This window comes from Arthrobacter sp. 9V (assembly GCF_902506065.1).
Classification (GTDB): Bacteria; Actinomycetota; Actinomycetes; order Actinomycetales; family Micrococcaceae; genus Arthrobacter.
Genome location: NZ_LR732912.1, coordinates 941,332 through 965,125 on the forward strand (window position 1 = coordinate 941,332; position 23,794 = coordinate 965,125).

General features: G+C 58.0%; 20 protein-coding genes. 9 read left to right on the top strand and 11 right to left on the bottom strand.

Features of this window, described 5'->3' with window-relative positions; genetic code table 11:
* The first annotated feature begins 52 nt into the window (after positions 1 to 52).
* Both BACI9J_RS04440 and BACI9J_RS04445 read left to right on the top strand, forming a co-directional pair.
* Complete coding sequence (locus tag BACI9J_RS04440; protein ID WP_159733344.1) at positions 53 to 511, top strand: SRPBCC domain-containing protein; 459 nt, start codon at positions 53 to 55, stop codon at positions 509 to 511.
* 169 nt (positions 512 to 680) lie between these two features.
* Complete coding sequence (locus tag BACI9J_RS04445) at positions 681 to 2,105, top strand: TrkH family potassium uptake protein (protein ID WP_159733345.1); 1,425 nt, start codon at positions 681 to 683, stop codon at positions 2,103 to 2,105.
* A 271-nt stretch (positions 2,106 to 2,376) separates the two neighbouring features.
* Here BACI9J_RS04445 and BACI9J_RS04450 read toward each other — a convergent pair whose 3' ends face one another.
* Entirely contained in the window at positions 2,377 to 2,739 is a 363-nt protein-coding gene (locus BACI9J_RS04450; protein ID WP_159733346.1) for a YciI family protein, read from the bottom strand.
* A 227-nt stretch (positions 2,740 to 2,966) separates the two neighbouring features.
* Here BACI9J_RS04450 and BACI9J_RS04455 point away from each other — a divergent pair, with 227 nt between their 5' ends.
* Both BACI9J_RS04455 and BACI9J_RS04460 read left to right on the top strand, forming a co-directional pair.
* Positions 2,967 to 3,884: an ABC transporter ATP-binding protein gene (locus BACI9J_RS04455; protein WP_159733347.1), complete on the top strand. Its 918-nt coding sequence runs from the start codon at positions 2,967 to 2,969 to the stop codon at positions 3,882 to 3,884.
* On the top strand, positions 3,884 to 5,503 hold the full coding sequence (locus BACI9J_RS04460; protein ID WP_159733348.1) for an ABC transporter permease: 1,620 nt from the start codon (positions 3,884 to 3,886) through the stop codon (positions 5,501 to 5,503). The genes BACI9J_RS04455 and BACI9J_RS04460 overlap by 1 nt, the downstream gene beginning before the upstream one ends.
* Positions 5,504 to 5,560: 57 nt before the next feature.
* Here BACI9J_RS04460 and BACI9J_RS04465 read toward each other — a convergent pair whose 3' ends face one another.
* Entirely contained in the window at positions 5,561 to 6,061 is a 501-nt protein-coding gene (locus tag BACI9J_RS04465; RefSeq protein ID WP_159733349.1) for a cupin domain-containing protein, read from the bottom strand.
* A gap of 66 nt (positions 6,062 to 6,127) precedes the next feature.
* Between BACI9J_RS04465 and BACI9J_RS04470 the strand changes: the two genes are divergently transcribed.
* The 5 genes from BACI9J_RS04470 to BACI9J_RS24270 all read left to right on the top strand — a co-directional run bounded on the left by BACI9J_RS04470 (position 6,128) and on the right by BACI9J_RS24270 (position 11,210).
* Entirely contained in the window at positions 6,128 to 6,784 is a 657-nt protein-coding gene (locus tag BACI9J_RS04470; protein WP_159733350.1) for a TetR/AcrR family transcriptional regulator, read from the top strand.
* Between the two features lie 263 nt (positions 6,785 to 7,047).
* Positions 7,048 to 9,261 carry a putative Ig domain-containing protein gene (locus tag BACI9J_RS04475; protein ID WP_442858632.1) on the top strand — a complete coding sequence of 738 codons (2,214 nt, stop codon included), beginning with the start codon at positions 7,048 to 7,050 and terminating at the stop codon, positions 9,259 to 9,261.
* A gap of 159 nt (positions 9,262 to 9,420) precedes the next feature.
* Positions 9,421 to 10,344 (top strand): alpha/beta hydrolase, encoded by a 924-nt coding sequence (locus BACI9J_RS04480; RefSeq protein WP_236558418.1) that lies wholly within the window; start codon positions 9,421 to 9,423, stop codon positions 10,342 to 10,344.
* 44 nt (positions 10,345 to 10,388) lie between these two features.
* Positions 10,389 to 11,015, top strand: a complete 627-nt coding sequence (locus BACI9J_RS04485) for an alpha/beta fold hydrolase (protein WP_236558426.1) — start codon at positions 10,389 to 10,391, stop codon at positions 11,013 to 11,015.
* 12 nt (positions 11,016 to 11,027) lie between these two features.
* Positions 11,028 to 11,210 carry an alpha/beta fold hydrolase gene (locus BACI9J_RS24270; RefSeq protein ID WP_236558428.1) on the top strand — a complete coding sequence of 61 codons (183 nt, stop codon included), beginning with the start codon at positions 11,028 to 11,030 and terminating at the stop codon, positions 11,208 to 11,210.
* A 949-nt stretch (positions 11,211 to 12,159) separates the two neighbouring features.
* Here the strand turns inward: BACI9J_RS24270 and BACI9J_RS04490 are convergent.
* The 9 genes from BACI9J_RS04490 to gmd all read right to left on the bottom strand — a co-directional run bounded on the left by BACI9J_RS04490 (position 12,160) and on the right by gmd (position 23,752).
* Positions 12,160 to 13,005 (bottom strand): SGNH/GDSL hydrolase family protein, encoded by an 846-nt coding sequence (locus tag BACI9J_RS04490; RefSeq protein ID WP_159733353.1) that lies wholly within the window; start codon positions 13,003 to 13,005, stop codon positions 12,160 to 12,162.
* A gap of 268 nt (positions 13,006 to 13,273) precedes the next feature.
* Positions 13,274 to 14,704, bottom strand: coding sequence for a hypothetical protein (locus tag BACI9J_RS04495; RefSeq protein ID WP_159733354.1), 1,431 nt, complete (start codon positions 14,702 to 14,704; stop codon positions 13,274 to 13,276).
* A gap of 833 nt (positions 14,705 to 15,537) precedes the next feature.
* Positions 15,538 to 15,891: a VanZ family protein gene (locus BACI9J_RS04500; protein WP_236558430.1), complete on the bottom strand. Its 354-nt coding sequence runs from the start codon at positions 15,889 to 15,891 to the stop codon at positions 15,538 to 15,540.
* A 361-nt stretch (positions 15,892 to 16,252) separates the two neighbouring features.
* A complete protein-coding gene (locus BACI9J_RS04505; protein WP_159733356.1) occupies positions 16,253 to 16,870 on the bottom strand; it encodes an LPXTG cell wall anchor domain-containing protein in 618 nt (205 codons plus the stop codon).
* Between the two features lie 173 nt (positions 16,871 to 17,043).
* Entirely contained in the window at positions 17,044 to 18,909 is a 1,866-nt protein-coding gene (locus BACI9J_RS04510) for a DUF4012 domain-containing protein (RefSeq protein WP_159733357.1), read from the bottom strand.
* A gap of 3 nt (positions 18,910 to 18,912) precedes the next feature.
* Positions 18,913 to 20,226, bottom strand: coding sequence for a UDP-glucose dehydrogenase family protein (locus tag BACI9J_RS04515; protein ID WP_159733358.1), 1,314 nt, complete (start codon positions 20,224 to 20,226; stop codon positions 18,913 to 18,915).
* A gap of 39 nt (positions 20,227 to 20,265) precedes the next feature.
* Positions 20,266 to 21,702 (bottom strand): sugar transferase, encoded by a 1,437-nt coding sequence (locus BACI9J_RS04520; RefSeq protein ID WP_159733359.1) that lies wholly within the window; start codon positions 21,700 to 21,702, stop codon positions 20,266 to 20,268.
* Between the two features lie 47 nt (positions 21,703 to 21,749).
* The gene (locus BACI9J_RS04525) at positions 21,750 to 22,724 is read right to left on the bottom strand and encodes a GDP-L-fucose synthase family protein (RefSeq protein ID WP_159733360.1); all 975 of its coding nucleotides are present in this window, start codon (positions 22,722 to 22,724) and stop codon (positions 21,750 to 21,752) included.
* Positions 22,724 to 23,752, bottom strand: coding sequence for a GDP-mannose 4,6-dehydratase (gene gmd / locus BACI9J_RS04530; protein WP_159733361.1), 1,029 nt, complete (start codon positions 23,750 to 23,752; stop codon positions 22,724 to 22,726). Before gmd ends, BACI9J_RS04525 begins: the two co-directional genes overlap by 1 nt.
* Positions 23,753 to 23,794 lie beyond the last annotated feature (42 nt).

A 23,794-nucleotide genomic window follows, 5' to 3' on the forward strand; every position in this document is an offset into this window, starting at 1 on the left:
CCGCTGTAGCATCAAAAGCAACAGCGCTTTTCGCGCGCTAAAGGAGACGGAAATGTCTGAAACACCCCAAGGTACTGCTACCACCATGAGTAAGACATTCAGCCGGGAGACGCGGGTTGCCACCACTATCGATGCGCCTCCGTCCACTATCTGGCGGCTCCTCACCGATGCCAAAGGCTACCCCACCTGGAACTCCACGGTCGTTTCGGTGAACGGGGAGATCGCTCCAAGCTCCAAGATCGAGCTGGTTTCCACCTTGGATTCCAACCGCACTTTCAAACTCAAGGTCAAAGAGTTTCAGGCGCCCACTAAGCTCGCTTGGGGTGACGCCCTGGGAACCCGGACGTACACCATTACGGAGACCAATGATGGCCGGTCCATCTTTGAGATGGTGGAGAAAATCGGCGGTCCCGTCTTCCCGCTCTTCGCATCAAAAATCCCGTCCTTCGACGCAAGCTTTACCCAGTTTGCAGCGGATCTGAAGGCCGCTGCCGAAAAGGCCGGACAATAACGACGGCGGCGGCAGCGTAGGCGTTTCGCCCCGGCGTTAAGGATTCGTCAAGAAATCTCCGTTTCCGGCCACTTGGTTCATGATCGGTGCTATTTTCGGCACGGGTTGTGATGCTGAAGGTCTGCCCGGAAAGGGATCCAGTGTTCAAACATCCTCGCGAGCGTGCCTCATGACGCGCGCTCCTGAAAGACTGCCCATTGGCGAGCGTTCCATCGTTCGCGGTAATCCCATGCTGGAGGCTCTTGGCCGCGAGGGAGAACGCCTGAAAGCGTCCTTGCTGCATCCGGTCCGTTCGGTGCCGCTGGCGTTCTTGGCCGTCATCATTGTTGGTGCAGGGATTTTGATGCTGCCCGTCTCCCGGGTAGGCCAAGACGATGACATGGTCACCACTGCGTTCTTTACCGCGGTCTCCTCAGTCTGCGTCACCGGCCTGATCACGGTGGATACTGCCACTTTCTGGACCCCGTTCGGGCAGGTGGTGATCCTGGCGCTCATCCAGGTGGGTGGTTTCGGGATCATGTCCCTGGCAAGTCTGCTGGCTTTGTTTGTGCGCAAGACCATCGGCTTGCGGGGCCAGCTCGTGGCACAGTCGGAAACCCACACTTTAAACTTCGGGGACGTGAAGTCCGTTCTGTTCCGGGTTGTGAAGATCATGGCGGTGTTTGAGTCCATCACGGCGCTGCTCCTGACGGCACGCTTCTGGATTGCCTACGACCCTGACCTCGGCACAGCTCTGTGGCATGGCATTTTCCACGCCGTCTCCGCTTTCAACAATGCAGGCTTTGCCCTTTACAGCGATAACCTGATCAGTTTCGCGGAAGACCCTTGGATCATCGTTCCCATTTGCGCGGCCATCATTGCCGGAGGCCTTGGTTTCCCCGTGATCATCCAATTGGTCAGAAACCCCTTTAGGTTCAAGAACTGGACCATTCATCTTCGCCTGACCGTTTATGGCTATCTGCTGCTGTTCGTTGCAGGCATTGTTCTCTTCGCGGCGTTCGAATGGAACCGTCCGGAGACACTCGGGCACCTGAGCTTGGGCGGGAAGATCCTGGGTTCACTTGGCGGGGGAGTGTTTCCCAGGACGGCAGGATTCAACAGCATCGACTACGGCGCCGCCACACCGGAAACCCTGATGATCACCAACATTTTGATGTTCATTGGCGGCGGCAGTGCAGGAACGGCAGGCGGTATCAAAATCACCACCTTCCTGGTTCTGGGTTTTGCTATTTGGAACGAAATCCGTGGCCGCGAGCAAGTAACCATCGCACACCGCTCCATCAGTTCCTCCACGCAACGCCAAGCACTCACAGTTGCCCTGCTGGGCGTGGGAGCAGTCATCCTTGGGACACTGCTACTCCTCATGTCCACGGACTACAGCTTGGAGAAAGTGCTGTTCGAAACCATCTCCGCGTTCGGAACAGTAGGCCTGAGTACAGGGATTACGTACAACCTTCCTCCCACCGCTGAGTGGGTGTTGATGGCCCTGATGTTCACAGGGCGAATTGGGACCATCACGGTTGCCTCGGCCATCGCATTGGCATCCCGGCCACGGCTGTTCCAACTGCCCGAAGAACGCCCCATCATCGGCTGAGCCCCGCAAAAATTCAAGGAAAATAGCTTCCAGCAGCAAGTAGTAGGCTCTCGGTTGGGCCTGAAAGACGAGTACCCGCTACTCGTGCTCAGAGAGTACCCAAGGGACTTTACTAGTCACAGCGGCTCAGGAACGACCACCAATAAACCCCCAATAGTTGGCGGTTGCACGAACCGCGGGGCCGGGGCCGGGCAAGGTACCCAAATACAGTTGTCCGGCCCCGCCGCCCTAACATGCGGCCCCTCAATGATCCCCACTCTGAGGTGCCGTCCTAGTCTGTGGTCCCGCGTCCGAAGATGACGCCGCCACTGTGCACAGGTCGGATTTCCACCCCACCGCCGGTGAGGATGGAAGGGTCCTTGCTGGCCATTTCCAGCGCCTCATCTATGTCTGTCGCGTGGAGAATGTAGAAGCCAGCCACCACGTCACCGTCGGCGGCGTAAGGGCCCACTGCGGTGCCGGCTATGCGAATAGTGCGCGCATGCTCCCGGGGAGTCAGGGCGTAAGCGATTCGCATGCGTTCTGTGGCCACGAGGGAGTCAAAGTGCTCGTCGCATTCCTTGAGCTCCTCTTTCGTGGCGCTGGGCGCATGCAAGGAGTCATTAGCGTAGATAAGCACTGCATATTCAGGCATGTGTTCCTCTCTGGTTGACGCGCTTTGGAGGTGATACCAATGTGATGGCCTTGCTTCGACACTCTTTCTGAAAAGGGCTTGATCTGCAATGCCTCTTCCCGGGCGTCCTGCGCGGACGTAGGCTGTGATTCGGAGAGCCGGGAAGCCTGGTCGGCCCGCTGGCTGTTTTGCCCGCGGAACGGCCTTGGCGTCCGCCTTGGTTGTTGGACCGAGGGACAGGATCCGCTATGCCTTCATCACCAGAACCTGTCATCAAAGCAGTGCAGCTGGGCAAAACCTTCGGCAGGACACGTGCGCTGGACGGGCTGAACCTGTCTGTCCGTCCGGGCGAAGTCCACGGTTTCCTGGGGCCCAACGGGGCCGGCAAATCCACCACCTTGCGCATTCTTTTGGGACTGATGCGCCCAACGTCCGGAACGGCACGGGTTTTCGGTTTGGATCCCTGGAAGGACCCGGTCCGCGCGCACCGGGACGTCGCTTACGTTCCCGGCGATGTCAGCCTGTGGCCGAACCTCTCCGGAGGGGAGATCATCGATCTTCTGACAGGATTGCGCGGTGGTGTGGACGAAGCTCTGCGACGTGCATTGATCGAGGAATTCGAGTTGGATCCGCGGCGTAAGGCGAGGACGTATTCCAAGGGAAACCGCCAGAAAGTGGCACTGATCGCAGCCTTCGCGCGCCCGGCCCGCCTATATCTGCTGGATGAACCCAGCGCGGGCTTGGATCCTGTCATGGAGTCGGTGTTCCGCCGTCATGTTCAGCGCGTGGCCGCCAACGGTGCCACGGTGCTGCTTTCCAGCCACATCCTCAGCGAGGTTGAACAGCTGTGCGAAAGGGTGACCATTATCCGCGCCGGACGCGCCGTGGAATCAGGGACACTTGCAGAGTTGCGCCACCTGAAGCTCACCCATTTCAGGATTCAAGCGTCCGACGGCGCGTTGCTGGCTGGGGTGCCGGGCGTGCACGATGTGGTCTCAGCGGGAGATGTTGTTGAGTTCGATGTGGACCCTGCCGATCTTGCGCCGGTGTTGGAGGCAGCCGCTGCGGCCGGTATCACGGGTTTGACGGTTTCCCCGCCGTCACTGGAGTCCCTGTTCCTGAGCCACTACAGCCATGACACCACCGTGAATAGCAGGGCGCGCTGATGTCCGGCGTGGTGGCCCTGCTCCTGGCTCAGGCGCGAAGGGAACGGGTGCTGTTGCCGGTCTGGATTCTGGGGATCGCCTTTTTGGGCTTCATCATTGCCAACGCGGTGGCCACGGAGTTCGGAGACCAAGCCTCCCGCGCGGCGATTATCACAGTGGCCGCGGCGAGTCCGGCGTTCCTCTTCATTCGTGGTCTCCCTGACGGGACTGGAATTGGGGCGGTGGTCTTCTTTCAGGGCTATTCGTTCATTGCTGTCCTTGCCGGGTTGATGAGCACGTTTCTGGTGGTCCGGCACACTCGGACGGATGAAGAACTCGGCCGGGCGGAACTGATTGGTTCCACACCGGTTCGCCGGACCGCACCGCTGACGGCCACTCTTGTCCTGGGCACCATAGCGAATCTAATGCTGGCCTTATGCATGGCAGTGGGTTTCCTTGCTGCGGGCCTGCCCGTGGCCGGGGCTTTCACAGCCGGCGCCGCAGTGGGAGCTGTTGGTGTGTTCTTTGTAGCCATCAGTGCAGTGGCCGCGCAGATCATGCCGTCGGGCCGGGCAGCCAACGGTGCGGCCGCCGCATTGGTGGGTGCCGCGTACTTTACGCGGGGCATCGGGGACGCTTTTGGTACTCCGTCCGCTGATTTAACCCAGGTGAGCAGTGGCTGGTTTTCGTGGCTCTCGCCCATCGGCTGGGGCCAACAGTCACGGCCGTTCTCCGTGGCCGACCCCATACCGTTGCTGGTCCTCACCGTCTTCAGTGTGGTTCTGGGAGTAGCCGTGGTAGCGCTGAGGAGCAGGAGGTACTTGGGCGAAAGCCTGCTGGCCGATCGTGCGGGACGGGACAGGGCCGCCGTCGGGGGCTTATCCCTCCTGGGGTTGGCGCTGCGCCAACAGCGGTTCATCCTGCTGGGTTGGTGCGTCTTCGCATCCTTGCTCGGCAGTATTGCCGGGGGCCTGGGACCCGTGGTCACCAAAGTGATCGGGGGCAACCAGTCGCTCCGTGAGCTGATTCTCCGGTTGGTGCCTGGAGGCAGCGGAGAACTCATCGATGTCTTCACCACCGCGCTGCTGGGCCTGGGTGGGGTGATTGCGGCGGCAGCAGGCATCCAGGTTGTGCTGAGGTTACGCGCAGAAGAAGCCGAGGGCCGGGCCGAACTGCTCCTTGCCACACCACATTCCCCGTCGCGCTGGCTCGCCGCGAACCTTGTCCTCGCCACAGCTTCTGCAGTGATCGTCGCTGTGGTGGCCGGCTCCGCAGCAACCGTTGGGCTGGCCCTCTCGGGTGTTGAAAGCGGCCCTCCTGGCCTGCTGGTTGGCGCCGCGCTGGCGCACGTACCGGCCGCCGTCGTGTTCGTGGCGGTGACTGCGGTGGCGTTCGCAACCGTTCCGCGGGTGAGTATCGCCGTCGGGTGGGGGTTCCTGGCCGTGGGGCTGGTTCTGGGACAGTTCGGGGAGCTCATGCGACTGCCGGTCTGGCTGCAGGACCTGAGTCCGTTCCGCCACTCATCCGCGATGCCTGTTGAAGCGTTCAACCCCGTAGCTTCGTTCACCATGACCGGTGTTGCACTGGCCGGAGCAGCGCTCGCCTGCTACCTGCTCAGGCACCGGGACCTCACTGCATGAGGCACTCGGGGCGATCGCCGGTGTCAGGAGGCTTGGCCACCCTGCCCTTCCGTCGTTTCAGCTCTCGTAATCGGTAAACGGCGGAGGTCCCATGATCTGGATACCGCCGTTGACCTTGCCCGAGTCGCGGATCCGGTCGAAATCGACATCGCCTCCCTCGCCGTCGGGCCCGAGCGGCTCACTGGCGCCGTCGTAAAAGGCCTGAGCGCTCCCCGGAGTATGAAGACACAGGACGCGGGTTCCATCCTGAAGGACTTTGAACGCGTGAGGAACTCCTCGTAGTGCAATCGCCACCCCGCCTGCCGGTACCCGGTGCTCCGTTCCGTCCATGTGCATCAGGATTTCTCCCGCCAGGACGTACATGGTTTCGTCAGATTCAGGATGGCTGTGAAGAGGAGTGACCTTGTTCAGGGCCATCTCATCTTCAAAGAGAAGGAAAGCGCCACCGGTCTCATCCTCGGTGGCCTTCCACGTGTGTATTCCTCCACCGAAGAACCAGCGTCGTGCGCCTTCGCCTGGCAGCCTGACGATAGCTGATGTGGTCCTGTTCGTCTCCATAATGTTCGCCTCGATGCGTAGTGGAAGACTTATGAGACGCATGTCCCATAACAAGACTCGTGTACCATGAAAGACATGTCAAGGGGCTATGTGGAGGTTGGACGGACGGGTCAGAAGCGGCGAACAATGGATGCCCTCGTTGATGCTGCCCGAACCCTCGTCTCATCAGGAATTTCGCCTACGGTGGACGACGCCGCGCAGGCCGCCGGGATTGCGCGGAGTACTGCTTATCGGTATTTTCCAGGGCAGCGGGAACTACTGGCTGCCGCCCACCCCGAAACCGGCCGGACATCACTCTTGCCCACGCCGGCACCGGAAGATGTGGCCGAACGGCTCGACGCCGTGGTCTCCGAGTTCATCAGAATCATCGTCGAGACCGAATCCCAACAGCGCACTATGTTGAGGCTTTCGCTGGAGGGCTCCGGTAACGGAGACAACGGTCTTCCCCTCCGCCAGGGAAGAGCCATTGCCTGGATCACCGAAGCCCTGTCGCCGCTGCAAGGGACCCTGACCGATAGCGAGATCCACCGGCTGGTCTTATCCATCCGAGGTGCCATTGGCATCGAGTCGCTGGTGTGGCTGACCGATATTGGCGGTCTAAGCCGCGCAGAAGCCGCTGCCTCGATGCGATGGTCGGCCAGCGCCCTGCTGGCCCATGCCCGGACTCATGGCCCCGCAAACTACGAACACTCTTCCAATGGAGAACCCCGGCGGGAAGGCTGATCACCGGTGAGCCGGATATGGTTCAAAACTTGAACTTGCGGGAAATGTTTCGTAAGTTCCGGCCCTCACAGAATCAGACGGACAGCCCCATGCTAGGTTTTCCCCATCGTTTGCATTTGGGGGTGCATCTGTAGCTCCCTCCGGAAGACAGAGGCTCGGGCATGGGATCTAAGAAATCGCGTCGTTTGGCGGCAACCGTTGTCGCAACCTGTTTTGTGACGGGGTTGATGCAGGGGCCAGCCTCGGCAACAGCGCCTGCTTCCGTGTTCTTTGAACAGGAGGATGTAGCACCCGCTGCAGCGAGTGGTTCGGCGCAGCAGTTCACTGACGTTCCAACAACGGCTCAGTTCTTCAAAGAAATTCAGTGGATGGGCTCGAAAGGTATTTCTACAGGGTGGGCCCAGGCAGACGGCACACGTCTGTACCAGCCGCTCCTGTCCGTTAATCGGGATGCGATGGCAGCTTTCATGTACCGGTTGGCGGGGTCCCCGGCTTTCACGGCTCCAGGGATTTCCCCGTTTGCCGATGTTCCTCCCACAGCGCAGTTCTACAAGGAGATCACCTGGCTGGCAGCCCAGGGAATCTCGACGGGATGGGTTGAGGCAGATGGCTCCAAGACCTACCGCCCTCTGCAGCCGGTGAACCGGGATGCGATGGCAGCTTTCATGCACAGGCTGGCGGGATCTCCTGTTTTCACAGCTCCCACGGTGTCTCCGTTCGCCGATGTTCCTCCCACAGCGCAGTTCTACAAGGAGATCACCTGGTTGGCGTCCACCGGCATCACCACAGGTTGGACGGAAGCCGATGGCTCCAAGACCTATAGGGCACTATCGCCTGTGGCCAGGGATGCCATGGCGGCCTTCATGTACCGGTACGACGAGATGAAGAACCCGCCACAAACAACTCCTTTGGAGCTTGGTTCAAGGTGGCCCTGGGCTGGCGTGGGGGAGCCATACTATGGCTCCCTATCGGCTTCGGGAGGGACGTATCCATACACGTTCTCCATCTCGGGGGCGGTCCCGGCAGGCCTCACTCTCAACACGTCCATCGGGCAGCTCAGCGGGACACCGTCTGCGGCAGGAACCTCGACTTTGAAAGTCACGGTAACGGATGCCAAAGGAGTCAAAAAGACGGTTGACACCCTCTTCGGGGTTTCTCCCTCGCCTCTTGCGAACATAAAGTCCGTGACTACAGGAAGCAGCTCTGTCTTTGCTGTTGGGAAGGACGGGCGCGTCTGGGCTTGGGGTTTGAACTACGAACAGAGACTGGGCTTGTCCACTCTGGCTACAAACACCGCAGTCGTCTCGGCTCCATTCCAGATTCCTGGTCTGACCGATGTTCAGAGTGTCACGGTGAACAGGGGCGGCACCTCAACCACCGTCTTCGCTGTGAAGAACGATGGCTCAGTCTGGGCTTGGGGCAGCAACAAAGAGGGGTTGTTCGCTGACGGCACCACCGAAGATGCGATAACCCCAGTGCGGGTTCCCAACCTCAGCGGGGTAAAGAGCATCACCACGGCCCTTCCTCCATCCGGAGTGGGCAGCACCGTGTACGCCACGAAAACCGATGGCACTGTGTGGGCGTGGGGTGCAAATGGTTACGGTCAGCTGGGTAACGGCACAACAGCACCGAGCACAACGCCTGTGCAGGTAAAAGGCCTTTCAGGAGTCCAAAGCATTTCGGTTCCCCGCGGAACGGTCTACGCCTTGAAAACTGACGGAAGCGTTTGGGCTTGGGGCGACAACCACAGCGCCGGTGTCGGGACAGTCCTGGTGGATAACATGGGGATGAACATGTCCTACTCGCCCAACGCGGTTCAGGTGACGAAGCTAGCGGGGGTCAACTCGCTGGCTATGATCGACGACAACATCGTGTTTGCTTTGCAGGACGATGGCACCGTTTGGGCATGGGGCTATGGGTATCGCGGAGAACTTGGGAATGGGACCCAGGACTACACGCCTACACCCGTGCAAGTCCAAGGCCTGACCAACGTTAAGACCATTGCTGCGAGTACGTCATGGCTTGGGGGCGGCGGTGCAGGCCACGCACTTAAATCCGATGGCACTGTGTGGTCATGGGGTTCGAATGGGGATGGCCAATTGGGCAACGGCGTCGCAGGCGATTCGTCGGTCCCGGTTCTAACGGCAGGGCTCTCAGGTGTTCGTGAACTCGCATATTCCCCTTACGGGGCAACCACTTTTGCGATCACTGCGGCCGGGGCAGTCTGGGCGTGGGGCGGCAACTCGTCCGGTCAGCTGGGCGACGGTACAACCACGCCATATGATTCATCCGACCCGACAATCCTGCCTAAGGCAATCGCTGGTTTGCCTCCAGTACAGAGCATCGACTTCAACGGCGGTTCCGCATTCGCGCGCACTGTTGATGGTCCCGTATGGGCTTGGGGACAGAACCGTTTCAGCCAGCTCGGGAGCCGAGACAATACTGAAGTACTTGGCCCGGTTCAGGTTGGTTGGTAAGCCAGAGGCGGATTGATTCATCCCGAGGACGATCTGCGTGTACCGCCAAAGGAGTACTCAAGTGAACACCTGGGGGTGACGCGCACGGCGCCGTTACGGGCGAGGCTGGATACCGGGGGCGCACGGTGTGCTCTGGGAGAGGCGCGGTTGAAGAGGTCTGTGAGGAAGTTGCTCGTTGGGGTCGCTGCGGTTGCTGCCGTGTTGGCGGTTGGCTTGGCCACCACCACTGTGGTGAATGTGGTGGCGAGTGAGGGGGAGAGCAGCCGGATCGAGTCCTACGGGCAGAGGGTTGCGGTGGACGGTGGCGAGATGAACGTCCTGGTCACCGGGGCAGGGCCGGAGAACGTGGTGCTTCTTCCAGGGTTTGGTACGTCGTCGCCCGTCTTGGACTTCGGGCCGCTGGTCAAGGACCTAGCCACGGACCATCGGGTGATTGTGGTGGAGCCGTTCGGCTACGGCCTCAGCGATGGCACGGACAGGGAACGGACCACCGAGAACATCGTGCAAGAGGTTCACGGCGCACTCGAGGCTCTGGACGTTGACCGCTACACGCTGATGGGTCACTCCATCGCCGGCCTCTACGGGATCGAATACGCCAACCGCTACCCGGGGGAAGTCACGGCATTCGTGGGCATCGATACGTCCGTCCCCGGACAGCCCGGCATGGACACCGAGTTCCCCACGGGACTGATGTCCACAATGAAGAACCTCGGCCTGCTCCGGTTCATTTCTGCTCTTTCCGCCGCCAGCGACCTCTCTGGTTACACTGACCATGCCCGTGAGCAGATGCAGATGCTCAGCAACCGGAACTCCCTCTCACCCACGTACCTGAACGAGATGGGCCACATCAAGAGCAACTTCGAGAATGCGCTGGGCACGGGCTTCCCGAAGGAGCTGCCGCTGCTGCTGTTCGTGGTGGCGGAGAACAAGCAAAACCCGGAATGGCTCGAGCTGCACCACCGCCAGGCCGCGAACGTCAGCAACGGCACCGTGGTGCCCCTTCCCGGCGAGCATTACCTCCACCACACGCACGCGGGGGAAATCGCCGACGGGTTGAGGAAGTGGGAGGCGGGGCGGGGGTAGCTCATACCTTCCTGCCAGCGGCGGGGCGAGCGTACGCTGGGGCCATGGAGTCCGAGGTCAGGACCGTCTCTTTAAACACCGGGATCAGCGTGCCCTGTTTCGTGCAAGGGAACCTTGAGCAAACAGCCGACGACGGCGACGCGCCACTGTTGCTATTGCACGCGTGGGGTGAATCCTGGCGGAGTTTTGATCGCGTCATTGCCTTGCTTCCGACGTCGGTGATTGTGGCGCCTGATCTCCGAGGTCATGGTGAGGCGGACAAACCGGAAAGCGGCTACGCACTTTCCGAAGTCGCCGAGGACGTCGTTGCCCTACTGGATGCATTGGGCATCAAACGCGCCCATGTCGTGGGCTCGTCCAGCGGGGGATACGTTGCACAGCAACTCGCCGTCACTCATCCGGATCTTGTTGCATCTCTGACGTTGGTCGGCGCACCGCTGACTCTCCACGGAAAGCCAGCGTTTGCATCGGAAGTCGAGCAGCTCACGGATCCGATCTCGGAAAGCTGGATGCGCGAGTCCTTGGCCTGGTACCGAATGCTGCACGCCGTGCCGACCTCCTACATTGAGGACCGAGTACAGGACGGTCTCTCGATGCCGGCCTCAATTTGGAAGGCTTCACTGCGGGGTTTCTACGAGGCCGTTCCTCCGACGGAAACCGGTGACATTTAAGTCCCAACCCTCATGCTCTGGGGTGCCCACGATCACCTGGTGCCGCGACAGCATCAAGAACGCCTGGCGAGCCGCATCAAGGGCGCACGATTGAAGATCTACGAAGGGAGCGGGCACCTGGTGCTCTGGGAGTGTCCGGAGCGAGTTGCAGAGGATCTGACGAGTTTTCTCGAAGAGCTGTCTAAACAACCGTAACTTTGGGGAACGTTTGGCTGTGCGATGCGCTAAGTTGCAGCTACCACAGGGCCGCCATTTATCGTCGAAATTTACGGGATCTCACTCATCCCTGGAGTGACGAAGGGATCGGTGTTGTTCTCTACGACCATGACATCCTTCCAAAAACCGACAACACCACCTGACACGTCGGCAGAACTGGGTTGACCCCTTCTCAGCAGACCGACGGAACCCAGGGGCGGCTGGATGGTGGGAGGCGGTCGGGTTGTCATTGGTAACGTCGTACATTCGCCGGTTTTAGTCGTGCTGCTTTCCGGAGGCAGAGGCGGTACCTTGTGTTTCCTATAGCTTTGGGTTTCATCTCAGCTGACAATGGTGCTCGCGTCCTTGGGAGACCGAGTTGGGCACAGCGTGATCAACTTAGAAGGTTCACTGGGCGCAGGTTTCCCGAACGATCTGTGGCTGCTGCCTTTGTGGTGGCGTAGAACCAAAGGTTCCAGACTGGCTCGAGTTGCACTGCTGGGCCGAGAGCCTAACTGTCGGCACCTTTGAGTCCCCCTCCCGAGCGAGTAATCCCGCCCTCACTCGTAGCAGGGCAGATCGCGGATGGGTTCCATAGAAAAGGAGGCGGGCGGGCTTAGTGGCCCGACGCTGTTCCAGTGGCCGGGAGGTGTACTTTCAGGCAAACCCCTCCTGAGCCTATTCGTTCGATCCGACGGTCCGGTGCGGCATTCCACCAGCATCGGTGGAATCCTCCGAGTATGGTCTTGAGGGCCGTTACGCCGGGCACGACCCCGTGCAACTGGGGTCCGCGCATAACTCCGACAGGGCTCTAGACCAGCACGGCTACGATTGTCAGAAAGCCAATCGTCAGCCTGAAAAATACTAATTGTGGGTAGCAACGGTAAAGGGTGCGTGTTTTTTGTGGTCCGGACGGCGGCCGCCACTGATACCGTTGCGTGCCCAAGCGCTAAGCGTTGTCCAGCAGATACCGCTGGACAACGCCAGCCCAGATGGCAGATCCTGCGTCATTAACGTGGAGAAGATCTACATAGAGGGACTCGAAATCTGGCGTCCTGTAGATTGCCTCAAAGACGCTGACGCTTGGATAACCCCAAGTGCGGGACCAAGTCATCATAGTGCTCACAGTCATTCGTTGACGCTCGTAGCGCACGCCCGTAGCAGGGTTCTGCCCAACCAGTAGTACTTGGGCGTCAGGCCATTTACCCTCGATAGCTCTCGTGAAGCGTTCCATATCGGGCGATACGTTGGCCGGAAGCTGGTTGTGTCCAATTGACACAATGATCAGAGACGGATCCTTAGGAAAAAGCCCCTCGAATCGAGTCGTAATAGCTTCTGCAGTGGCGCCAGGAATGCCCACGTTGTAGATCTCAACGGGCACAGTGTCCGGGCCATAGATGCGCTTTTCTGCGTAGCGACTAACCTGTGGGTTGTAATTGAAAAACTCCACTCGCCGGTTTGCCTCAGTTGCCAGCCCCTGAGAAATCTTTCCGACCCACTCGTCGGGACCATTTCCTGTTGAGTCACCGAGGACTCCGATAACGTAATGATTGTTCGGATTCTTGAGTGCATCGCTAACACCGCTTAGGTGAGGGGGAATGGCATCTGCTGGCGCTGCTATAGGAGCCGGCGTGAAAGCTGCGGCTTCAGAGCGGTTGTTCTCAAGATTGGCCTCGTTATCAGCAAACTTGACGGCGAGCAGGGAACCGCCGCCCACGATGGCAAGCGTAAATAGAGCCAACACAATTTTTGCCTTGGCGCTGCCACGTTTGCGTTCGCGAGAGCTAGAAACCACAAGAATCCCCCATGATGAAGTTACGATTTTGAGCTAATTGTACGGCCCCGCGCGAGCGTAGAGCACATGGCAGGACCGTGCGCGGCAATCATGACATCCGGGGTCCAGTTACATCAGAGCGTGGTGCCTCCGACTCCGTCCAGATCTTAAGGGACTATGATCCACCGTGCCCTGGGTCCTGACCCCAGCCACGTCATTCTGGTGCCCCTCGGAGCCTGGAATTCAGCAACAAGGAGCGATTTTGTAGCCAGGGAGGATCCGTAGGCGCTCACTGAAGCTGGGTTTTACGCCCAGCCGCGTCGACGGGCAGCTTTAATGAGTTTCTTTCCTCCATCAGACCCGAGGCTGGTCGGTGGCGTTGTGACTCGTTGGCCTTCTCTTTGGATGAGTGCAGGAATAATCGTTGCACGACCCACCAGACGATGAAGCATTGCACTGCAATCCACACCTGCGCCAGGGAGTTTCCCCTGGCGAACGCAACGGCGAAGCCAGCCGTCAGCAATAGGACCCCTGTCATCGTTCCATCAGAGGCCATTAGATGACGTTCAAAACGAGCGGCCATGATTCCAAGAATTACCATTCCAACGACAAGCCCGGGCAAGGCTAAGTCGGAGAATAAGATTCCCACTATGCTCGGTACGGGGCAGGCACTTTGGTAGCCGCAGTTGGCTCCGAAAGACTGCGTAAGAAGGTAGTCGGCCCAGCGCTGAAAGGGTGTAATAGCAGCCGGAAGCGGCATAGTGATGAGCTCGCCGATTGTGCCCCGACCCATGCCGAATGGGATCGTTTTGCCCATCGTCTGAGTCATGTACGCAACATAATTGAACATTTCAGTGTCGTATGACAGGAAGAAGTTGTTAAGCGTTCCCCGAAGCCCGACATCTTGGAAGTAGGCGCCCATTGCCCCGACGAGGTCAGCCTCACCGCGGGCTGTCCTGGAACCAGCACTGCGAACAAACGGCAGGATAGCGAGCGCAACAAACGCAACAACGCCGACGACTATCCAGGACGGTTTTATTCGCTTCTGCCAGTGGTTTGATAGCGTCCCCATGAGGGCGATGATGACACAGGGGATCAAGTAGCGTCGCGTCCCCAACGCCGAGGGCGGGACGATCGATCCGATAGCAACGAGCCAGTACCCGATGTTCTGCGATCTGCTGTAGGGCTGTAGACGTTCATAGCGGAATCGGACCGTTGCAATAACGAGACAACCAATGGCCGGCAGCGCTCCAACAAAAGCCGGTACGTTCTCAAGTTTGGAGATGACTGCCTCTGACCGGCCCCCAAAAAGTTGGGCTAGGAAGCCGACTCCACCGCCAATCACAATCATGAGGAGAAGCCAACCTATGCTGAGAGACCACGCGATGAATACCGACCGTCGTGGAGCCCATGATTGGACTGGTGTCAGGTCAGTCATGGTTAGTGGTTCCTGTTTCCGCGCTACAAGTAGTCCCCAGGACAGGGCTCCGACAATGAAACTTATCGTGCCAACGAAGCCGAGGAATGCGGCGTCCCCAAATCCGAGGCTTATATCAATCCCATAGAAGCCGAAGGACTTCGGCTCGTCAGGCATAAGAAGCGGACGAACGCCGAAAATCGAAACTAGGATCAGCAGCATAAGAGAGTACGGGCTAAGCAACGCACCCCGGCGGAGCTTCGTGCCACCCAGCCATGCTAGAAATCCGATAGTCAGCGTCATGGTAGGCCAAAAAAGGTAGTTACCGCTCAAGGTTCCCCCAGCGTTTAAAGAGTGTGCAATGATCAGTCTATCGTCGGCACTCGACCCGGACTCGTCACAAGCATGAATGCCCGGCCTTGTGACGTCTGGTGTCGCTCACTCGCACGACCGCGCTGGCAATAGAGCCTGCTGCCTATTGAATTTGCTCGACAAGTGTCTTAATCCTGGTGACTTCCCGGATCGTTTGAACGTGACGCTGCAACCGCGCGTCTCCTGTGTACGATTGCAGTCGTCGTAGAACCACCACTGAATATTCCCCTCGGCTGCCCTCGCGGCGATGATAACCTCTTCGCTTTCGAGTCCTTCATTAATTAGGTAATTCGGCATGTTCCCCCATCCGAGAGTGCAGTAGGCACTACTCCGCTAATCTGCTTGAGCTGTTATTTGACGTGGGCTAAAGCTGCCAGCACTGCTTCGTTGATCCCACATGGGTGGAAGCTGCCCGCACCAAGCTTGGGCAAGGGCTTTGGTGCGGTCAGCACATGTCTGTTGCTTAGGCAGCTGGTTGAGTACCTGGCAATACTGGGAAGGATAATTTCTTTGCTTTGACGTCCGCTGAGTAATTGTCGCTGAGACCGAAGGCGCCTCACGCTGTGCTGGCGCCACATCACAGTGCAATGAGAGACCGCTCTATCTCCCTACGCGATGGAGCAACCCTGCAACCACGATGACCTTGAAGCCAACCCGTGTCACGATGCTAGGGCCGGTGACGATTGCGTGGAGAAGTCGAGCGACCCTTCAACCAGGCCTGAATGGTCTTTGTCAATTACAACCAGAATAAGAGGGGACTCAAATCAGGGCGCCACTTCAGCAGCTTCCTGGTGTGCCCTTCGAAGAACCAAGCTGGCGCCTGCTACGCCCACGACAGCGCCGAAGGTGTTTGTGACAACATCCAAGAGACTCGAAAAGCGGGCCGTGAGAAACAATGACTGTCCCAGCTCCAGGCACGTGGATGCCAACAATCCCCAACCTACTACGTGCCACCATGCATTTGCTGGCCAAGCCATCCGTGCAAGGAATCCGAATGGAATGAACATGGCCACGTTGGCCGCGGCCTCAACGAAGTGGTAATCAAACCACCTCGGAACGCCAACTCCATGTAGGTAGCGCAGTGCTGCAGCAAGTCCTCCGTAAATAGGCTTGTCCACGGGAGTCGGCCAAAAGCCAATGATTGCTAGCCCAAGTAGGTAAGAGGCCAAAAGTATGCGCCAGGGGAGTGGTTTTTTCAAGCCTGCCTTAGGAAGTTCGTAGGAGAGCGAAGGTACTAACACCTATCGCAGCAGCAGCCAGCAAGCATAGCGAGAGGTATTGAAGGAAATCCTGCGGCAAGGGTGGTATTTGGAGGCGAGGAAGTTGTAGATCAGCACGCCACCCACGTCTTCTCCAATGTCTCCCCATAGTCCTCATGAATACCACAGGTCTTGTCTTTGAGGAAACGCTCCAAAACAAGAGGGTGGATTGCCAACAGGGTGCTGTTGGCAATCCACCCTCAAGTGGTTTAGGCAGAAATTATGCTGAAGCCTCGGTGCCCTTTGCGCGACGGCGAGCCACTACGACCGAAGCCGTACCAGCTGCCAACGCACCTGCGCCCACGAGGGACCACAGAATGAGGCTGGAGTCAGCGCCAGTGTTTGCAAGCGGTACGCCACCAGTGTTTGCCAGGTTAGTCCCTGTTCCGGTGGTAGCGCCCGTGTTTGAGAGGGCAGCGCCACCAACAACCACCGTTACTGGGCCGACGGTTACCCCGGAGGAGTTACCTGTCGCCGTGATGGCGTAAGCGCCAGGCTCGTTGATAACGATTGGTGCGGAGAAAGCACCGTTCCCGTCAGCAACAGCACTCAGTGTGGACGGTGCCAACGGAATGCGTGCGGCAACGGAAAGGCTACCAGCGGAAACGCTGCCGCTGGCTGCCGGAGTACCCGTCGGAGTTACCGTGATGGTGATGCCTTCACCCGGTGTGAAGCCCGTGCCGCTAAAGACAAATGCTTCACCCGGTGCCACGGAGGCATCGGAAACGGCAACGCTGGTGTTAGGTGCCGGGTAGTTGGCGTTGTTGGCTACGGCCGGTACTGCGCCGAGAAGTGCAATGGAACCTGCGAGCGTGAGTGCTGCAAGAGATTTCCTCATGTGTGTCCCCCCTGAGACCTTAAGTGGTACGACGTGGTGTTTGGAGATTTCCGAGACCCTACGAGACCGTAAGAGAAATCTCATGTGCTGCCCAGATAGAACTTACCATTTATGGTTGCGAGCAGCAAAGAAAATCCATTGCCGTTACAAAGGATTAACGCGAGTGTCTTTCGCTATTCACATGCGGAAGCCCGCGCAGTCAGAACCACATCCTTGACACGCTGAGTTGTGGGTGTGACTGCTATTTCAGGCTCTGAGTGCTGAACGATGTGTCCAAAGTTGAACTCCAAAGTTGTGCTTTCACCCGGCCCGAGCCTGATTGTGGTTGAGCCCACGCCTCGCTGACTATGCTGCTGTGCGGCAAAGGGGATTTTGACACCGTCTCTGACAACTGTGTCAATATTTGCTTGTACGGGGCCGTAGGCCACGACATTCGTTTGCACCGCGCCGGCAGGAACACCGAATGCGCCGTCGCCCGTTACGTAGGTGGGGAGCGAGGTCGCTGCATCGGTCGGGGCAGTATTTGTGCTCGTCACCTTCACGGCCACCTCGCGGTAGCCATCGCGTGTGCAGTCTTTAACGACCTGCACAGTTCGCTTCATCCAGTAATCCATTTTGGCCCCGGTGCCGTCATTGAAGTAGATACCGAATTGGGCTGGCGAGATGGCAGGACCTGAGATCATTCCACCCAGCGGGTAACGTCCCAAGGTCTCCTGTTCTGCTGTTGAATTCGACCACAGCAGAATCCGATGTTCCTCAACACCCTTGGACAGGGCATCCATGAGTTGCTTTGGATCTGTCTTTCCCGACGATAGGGCACCGAAAATCTCTTTTGCTGCGGCAGCGAAGTAAACGTCTTGGAGTTTGGGTTCCTCGATCTTTGCGTACGCATCCGACAAAAGGGTTTGCACGACGTTCTTGCTGTTCAGTTGAGAAGGCAAGCTGGATCCGATCTGCTGCACGATCGGGTCAGTGATCTCGACGGGGCCAGTTGCCTCAAGAATGAAGCTCAGCGCGACAGGATCGAGCGACAAGACTCCGTCCAACTGTTCGCCTGAATTCTTCTCCCACATTGTTCGCGCTGTCTTAGCCGTCGTGGGGAAGTCAGGCGTGAGATTCACATCCTGCATGAATCGGCCAACCCGGGGAGTATAGATGGCCTGCTGTTCGGCATCTATTTGCACTGGCGGTACGAACGATCCGAGCGCAGTAGCGCTCGTCTGCGACTCGAGCTTTAGATGGCCCTTGTCTACATGAAGGACGGCAAGAGCCCCTGGGATCCCTCCGGTTGCCCGGGACTCGGCGTTGTTCTGCACAAGGAGTAGGTAGCGCTTTGGAGACTCTGCCCCAAGCAGAACCGGTGCAATCCTCGCCGCGTCCGCTGCCGAGTCGAGGTCTTTTTGGAGCGCTGAAAGCTGATCTCTAGCGTCGATTAATGGTTCGGAGACCTGGGGAAGAAGATTTTCTGTCTCGATGTTGTTCAGCCGTCGTGAGGATTCCCTCACCGCGTGAGCTGCCGATTGAACTTTCGGTCCCGCCGTCTGAAGCGGGGCGAGGTCCATTCCCTCCGCTGACGGAGCTAAAGATTTCCAGTCCAGTGACTGAAATGCCCTCACAAGGGGTGCTGCTCCCAGGCGCGCCACATCATCGGCGGAAATTGCTACCTCGGCAGCGGCTTGAAGATTGGGTCCTACCCAAGGCAAGAGAGCCGTTGCCTTCCAGACTGGGTCGTTCGCAGCGTCACGAGCGGCTTGCGTGTGCTCCACCAACGATTCAACGGTTGCAGTTGCGGCTACCGCATCGTTTCCTGCTAGCTCCTTCTTGAGACTGGGCAGTAGCGCGGTCGCAGCTTGTAACTCGGACTTTACGTCTGCGGCTTTCAAGCCAACCCAAGAGGCGACACCCAAAACGACGATAGCTAGGGTGGCGGTCCAGATACCAAGCACTATGGCTCGGCGACGCAGTTTTCTCCGGGAACGCTTTGGTCTAGGAGATATGGCCTTTTCGTCCGAGCTTTTGGACTGTTGGTTCTCACTCACTGGTTACGGCCGTCCCAGCCCACGGTAGAGCCAACCCGCTGCTCGCCATTTGGCAGGATCCAATACGTTGCGGCCATCTAGAATCCTCGGTGCTGCAACGGTCCTGGCCAAAACATGCGGATCGAGCTCCCGGTACTCCTGCCATTCCGTCAGGAGCAATACGATGTCAGCATTCTGGAGAGCCGTTTCGACGTCTTGCACATACTGCAGTTCAGGAAAGCGACGTGCAGCGTTCCCCAACGCCTTAGGGTCGGTGACAGTAACCACAGCCCCTTGCAATTGCAATTGGGCTGCAATGCTGAGAGCGGGAGAGTCGCGGACGTCATCGCTTTCGGGCTTGAATGCTGCCCCCAAAACCGTAATTCGTTTACCTAAGAGACCGTCGCCGCAAAGCTCGCGGGTAAGCTCCACCACCCGTGTCCGGCGTCGCATGTTGATAGCGTCGACTTCGCGGAGGAAGGTCAGAGCCTGATCGGCACCCAGTTCCCCGGCTCTAGCCATGAATGCTCGAATATCTTTGGGGAGACAGCCACCTCCGAATCCGATCCCGGCGTGAAGGAACTTCCGCCCGATTCGGTCATCCATGCCGATAGCGTCCGCAAGCCGAGTAACGTCCGCTCCAGCTGCCTCACATAGCTCAGCCATCGCATTGATGAATGAGATCTTGGTTGCAAGGAACGAATTTGCTGCTGTCTTGACCAATTCGGCCGTGGGCAGGTCCGTCACGAGACGCGGTGTACCGCTTGCAAGGGGAGATGCATATACCTCGTCCAAAACCGCTACAGCCACGTGTTCTTCTGAACCGTCGCTCACTCCGTATACGAACCGATCGGGGTGGAGTGTGTCGTCGACGGCATGACCTTCACGCAAGAATTCGGGGTTCCAGACTAGGTGGGCATCTGGTTGGTGTTCTGAGATCAAGGAAGCGAGCCGAGCTGCTGTCCCAACAGGCACAGTTGACTTTCCGACCACGAGGTTTCCGGCAGCCAAATGAGGAAGGAGTCCAACAGTTGCAGCGTCCACATAGGTCATGTCGGCGCCGTTTTCGCCCTTTTTTTGGGGCGTTCCGACGCAAATGAAGTGGACATCACTGCCTGCTGCAGCCGACATGTCGGTGGTGAATGTAAGGCGTCCGGTCTCTTGTACATCCTCAAGCAATGCTTCGAGACCAGGCTCATAGAATGGTGCTTTCGCAGCTGAAAGATCAGAGATCTTGCGGGCATCTACGTCGATTCCGACGACTTCATGACCCAGTTTGGCCATACAGGCGGCGTGGACAGCGCCAAGATAGCCACAGCCAATAACTGAAATACGCATTCGATTGGTTCCTTCCGCAGTTCTCTGCGCGGTTATTTGCTAGTAAGCGCCAGTGCTGTGGAATACAGCACGGACTGTGCGGAGAATGATGACGAGGTCGCCAGCTAGCGACCAATTTTCGACGTAATAGAGATCCAACCGAACCGAATCTTGCCAGGAAAGGTTCGAGCGGCCACTTACCTGCCAAAGTCCTGTCAACCCGGGCTTGACCAGGAGACGGCGTCGGACGTCGTGTTCGTATGCCTCGACTTCCCGGGGCAGGGGCGGCCTGGGGCCAACCAGACTCATTGAGCCAGCCAGAATGTTAAACAGCTGAGGGAGCTCATCCAAGCTGTACTTGCGAAGCACACCTCCGATGCGTGTTATCCGGGGGTCGTCCTTGATTTTGAAGAGCAGCCCGTTGCCTTCATTGCGCTGCTGCAGCTCAGCCAGGCGTGCTTCAGCGTCCACAACCATGGAACGGAATTTAAGCATTTGGAAGTGTTTTCCTTCCATGCCTACGCGATCCTGTCTGAATAAGACAGGTCCTTTGCTGCCGAGCTTCACAAGTACTGCTATGACAAGCATTGGCAACGCGGCCAAAATGATAAGTAGCCCAGAAACCACTATGTCAAAAAGACGTTTGGCAACTCGCTGCCCGCCCTCGAGGGTAGGCGTAGTCACGTGGATTAGCGGGAGCCCAGCAACCTGCTGCGTATGAATGCGCGGCCCTGCGATGTCCGTAAGAGCCGGTGCCATGATCAGGCCAACGTTTCGAGCTGCAAGTTCCCACCCCAGGTGGCGGATGGTTTGGGGGTGGAGCTGGACGCCCGCGGAGACTGCGACCGCATCTGCATCACATTTTTCTATAGCAGCGAGGACGGATGTTGTATCTGCCTGATGGCCAAGAATCGGTAACCCGGATTCGGGTTCGATGCTAGGAGTTCCAACGACACCTGGGGTGTAAGCCGCGACGGGTAGATATCCGGAGTGTTTTGCTCCGTGCAGCGACGACGCGAGGTGTGCCACAGCACTAGGGCCGCCTAGCAGTAGAAGCCGAGACATGCTGTCGCCTTTTTGTCTTGCCACGCTGAGGTGTTGGCGGAGCAGCCACCGGGCGAGAAGCAGCCCAGCCAATCCGACTGGCAATGCGATACCCACGTACCCTCGAGCGGTCTCGATTCTCAAAGAGTAGGAAATGATTGCCACCAGGCCGAAAAGCCAGAGTGAGGCCGCTGCGACACGCTTGTATTCGTCTGGTCCTGCGCCGAGAATTCGACTTTGTCGGCTGTTCCAGGCGCCCAGCATGAACCACCATACGACGGCAAGGGCAATGGAGACCCACACATAGTTGGGTTCCTGGCCGGAGATAACGAAGTCGGGTTCAACGCCAAAACGAATCACATACGCGCCAACGACTGCCCATATTATGACGAAAGCGTCTGCAACCCGGAGTCTCCTGGACGCCTGTATTTGCCATGCCTTGTCGCGACTCAAAAGAGTCCCCCCACTTTCGGTATCAAGAACGATGAACCCAGCGACAACTAGCTACGGACTTGTCCGTGCTTTGAACGGTACCAAGCGACAGTAGAACGGATCCCTTCTTCGAGGCCAATGGATGCTTTCCATCCCGCTTGGGCAAGACTTGATACGTCAAGGAGTTTCCGAGGTGTGCCATCGGGTTTTGATGCGTCCCACTCAATGTCGCCGTCGTATCCCACCGCATCAGCGACGATTCCGGCAAGCTCCTTAATGGTCACGTCAGAACCAGTTCCAACGTTGACTTGCTCCGGACCATCGTAGTTTTCCAACAAGTGAAGGCAGGCAGAAGCCATGTCATCTACGTGAAGGAACTCTCGGCGAGGCGACCCCGACCCCCAATTCGTAACGCTAGAGACACCTTCTGCAACAGCCTCGTCATAACGGCGGATAAGGGCAGGCAAGACGTGCGATCCGTTGGGAGAAAAGTTGTCGCCAGGTCCGTAAAGGTTTGTTGGCATTGCAGAAATCCATGGCAAGCCGTACTGGCGTCGGATTGCTTGGACATGCATGATGCCGGCGATCTTCGCGATTGCGTAGGCATCATTTGTGGGCTCTAAGTGTCCGGTCAGAAGTGAATCTTCCCGAATCGGCTGATCAGCAAACTTCGGATAGATGCATGAGGATCCCAGAAAGAGCAACCGCTCCGTACCGTGTTCGCGTGCTGCGTCAAGAACATTTACCTGGATTCTCAAGTTGTCACTCAGGAAATCGACAGGGTAGGTACTGTTGGCGAGAATCCCGCCGACTTTGGCTGCCGCCAAGGCTACGTAGCGTGGCTTGTGTTCTGCGAAGAATGCGAACACATCGTCCCGATTCTTTAGATCAAGCTCGGAAGAAGTTCGGCCGAGCAATCGTTCGAAGCCTTCTTCCTCCAGCTTTCGCCAAATAGCCGACCCGACAAGTCCCCGATGGCCTGCCACATAGAAACTTGCGTCCCGTTCAAGCGGACCTGGCCGGAAGCCTACTGAATCGGTCATCAGCTCTTCCAGCTTTCAAGGTCCACCGTGTCGATCCAGTGGTTGCCGGCGTGCTTAAGAGCTTCGATATCCGCGTCAACCATGATTCGAGCTAGTTCAGGCGTTTCAACGGTGGCCTTCCAACCAAGCTTTTCGTGAGCTTTCGATGCATCACCCACGAGTGCGTCGACCTCAGTGGGACGGAGGTAGCGCTCATCGAAGCGAACGTGCTCTTCCCAGTTCAAGCCCGCGTGCTCGAAGGCGATCTGCAGAAAATCACGGACTGTGTAGTTGCCGCCAGTTGCCAGCACAAAGTCGTCGGGCTCGTCGACCTGAAGCATCCGCCACATACCCTCTACGTACTCTGCGGCATAACCCCAGTCACGAACTGCATCCAGATTGCCCATGTACAGCAGGTCTTGCTTGCCAGCTTTGATGGCTGCCACGGCACGGGTGATCTTCCTCGTCACGAAAGTTTCACCGCGACGCGGTGATTCGTGATTAAACAGAATCCCGTTGACTGCAAACATGCCATATGCTTCGCGGTAGTTCTTCGTTACCCAGTAGCTGTATACCTTTGCGGCTCCGTATGGAGAGCGCGGGTAGAACGGAGTTTCTTCATTTTGGGGCGGAGGTGTCGCCCCAAACATTTCAGAGGAGGAAGCCTGATAGAACCTGGTGTTAATTCCGGACATCCGTACGGCCTCGAGCAGGCGGATGGAACCGATGCCTGTGGTGTCACCGGTGTGCTCAGGTTCGTCGAATGAAACTCTTACGTGGGATTGGGCTGCAAGGTTATAAACCTCATCCGGCCTAATTTCTGCAATCAACGTCACCAGACGGGCGCCGTCACTCAGGTCACCGTAGTGCAAGAAGAGTTTGGCGCTAGGGTCATGAGGATCAACGTAGAGATGATCGACTCGCGCCGTGTTGAATGTTGAAGCCCGTCGAATAAGACCATGGACTTCGTAGCCCTTCTTGAGAAGAAGCTCGGCCAGGTACGACCCGTCCTGACCAGTGATACCAGTAATTAGCGCGCGCTTTACCATGGATCCCCCCATTAGAGAATTTATGCGTTGAAGAGTCGGGTG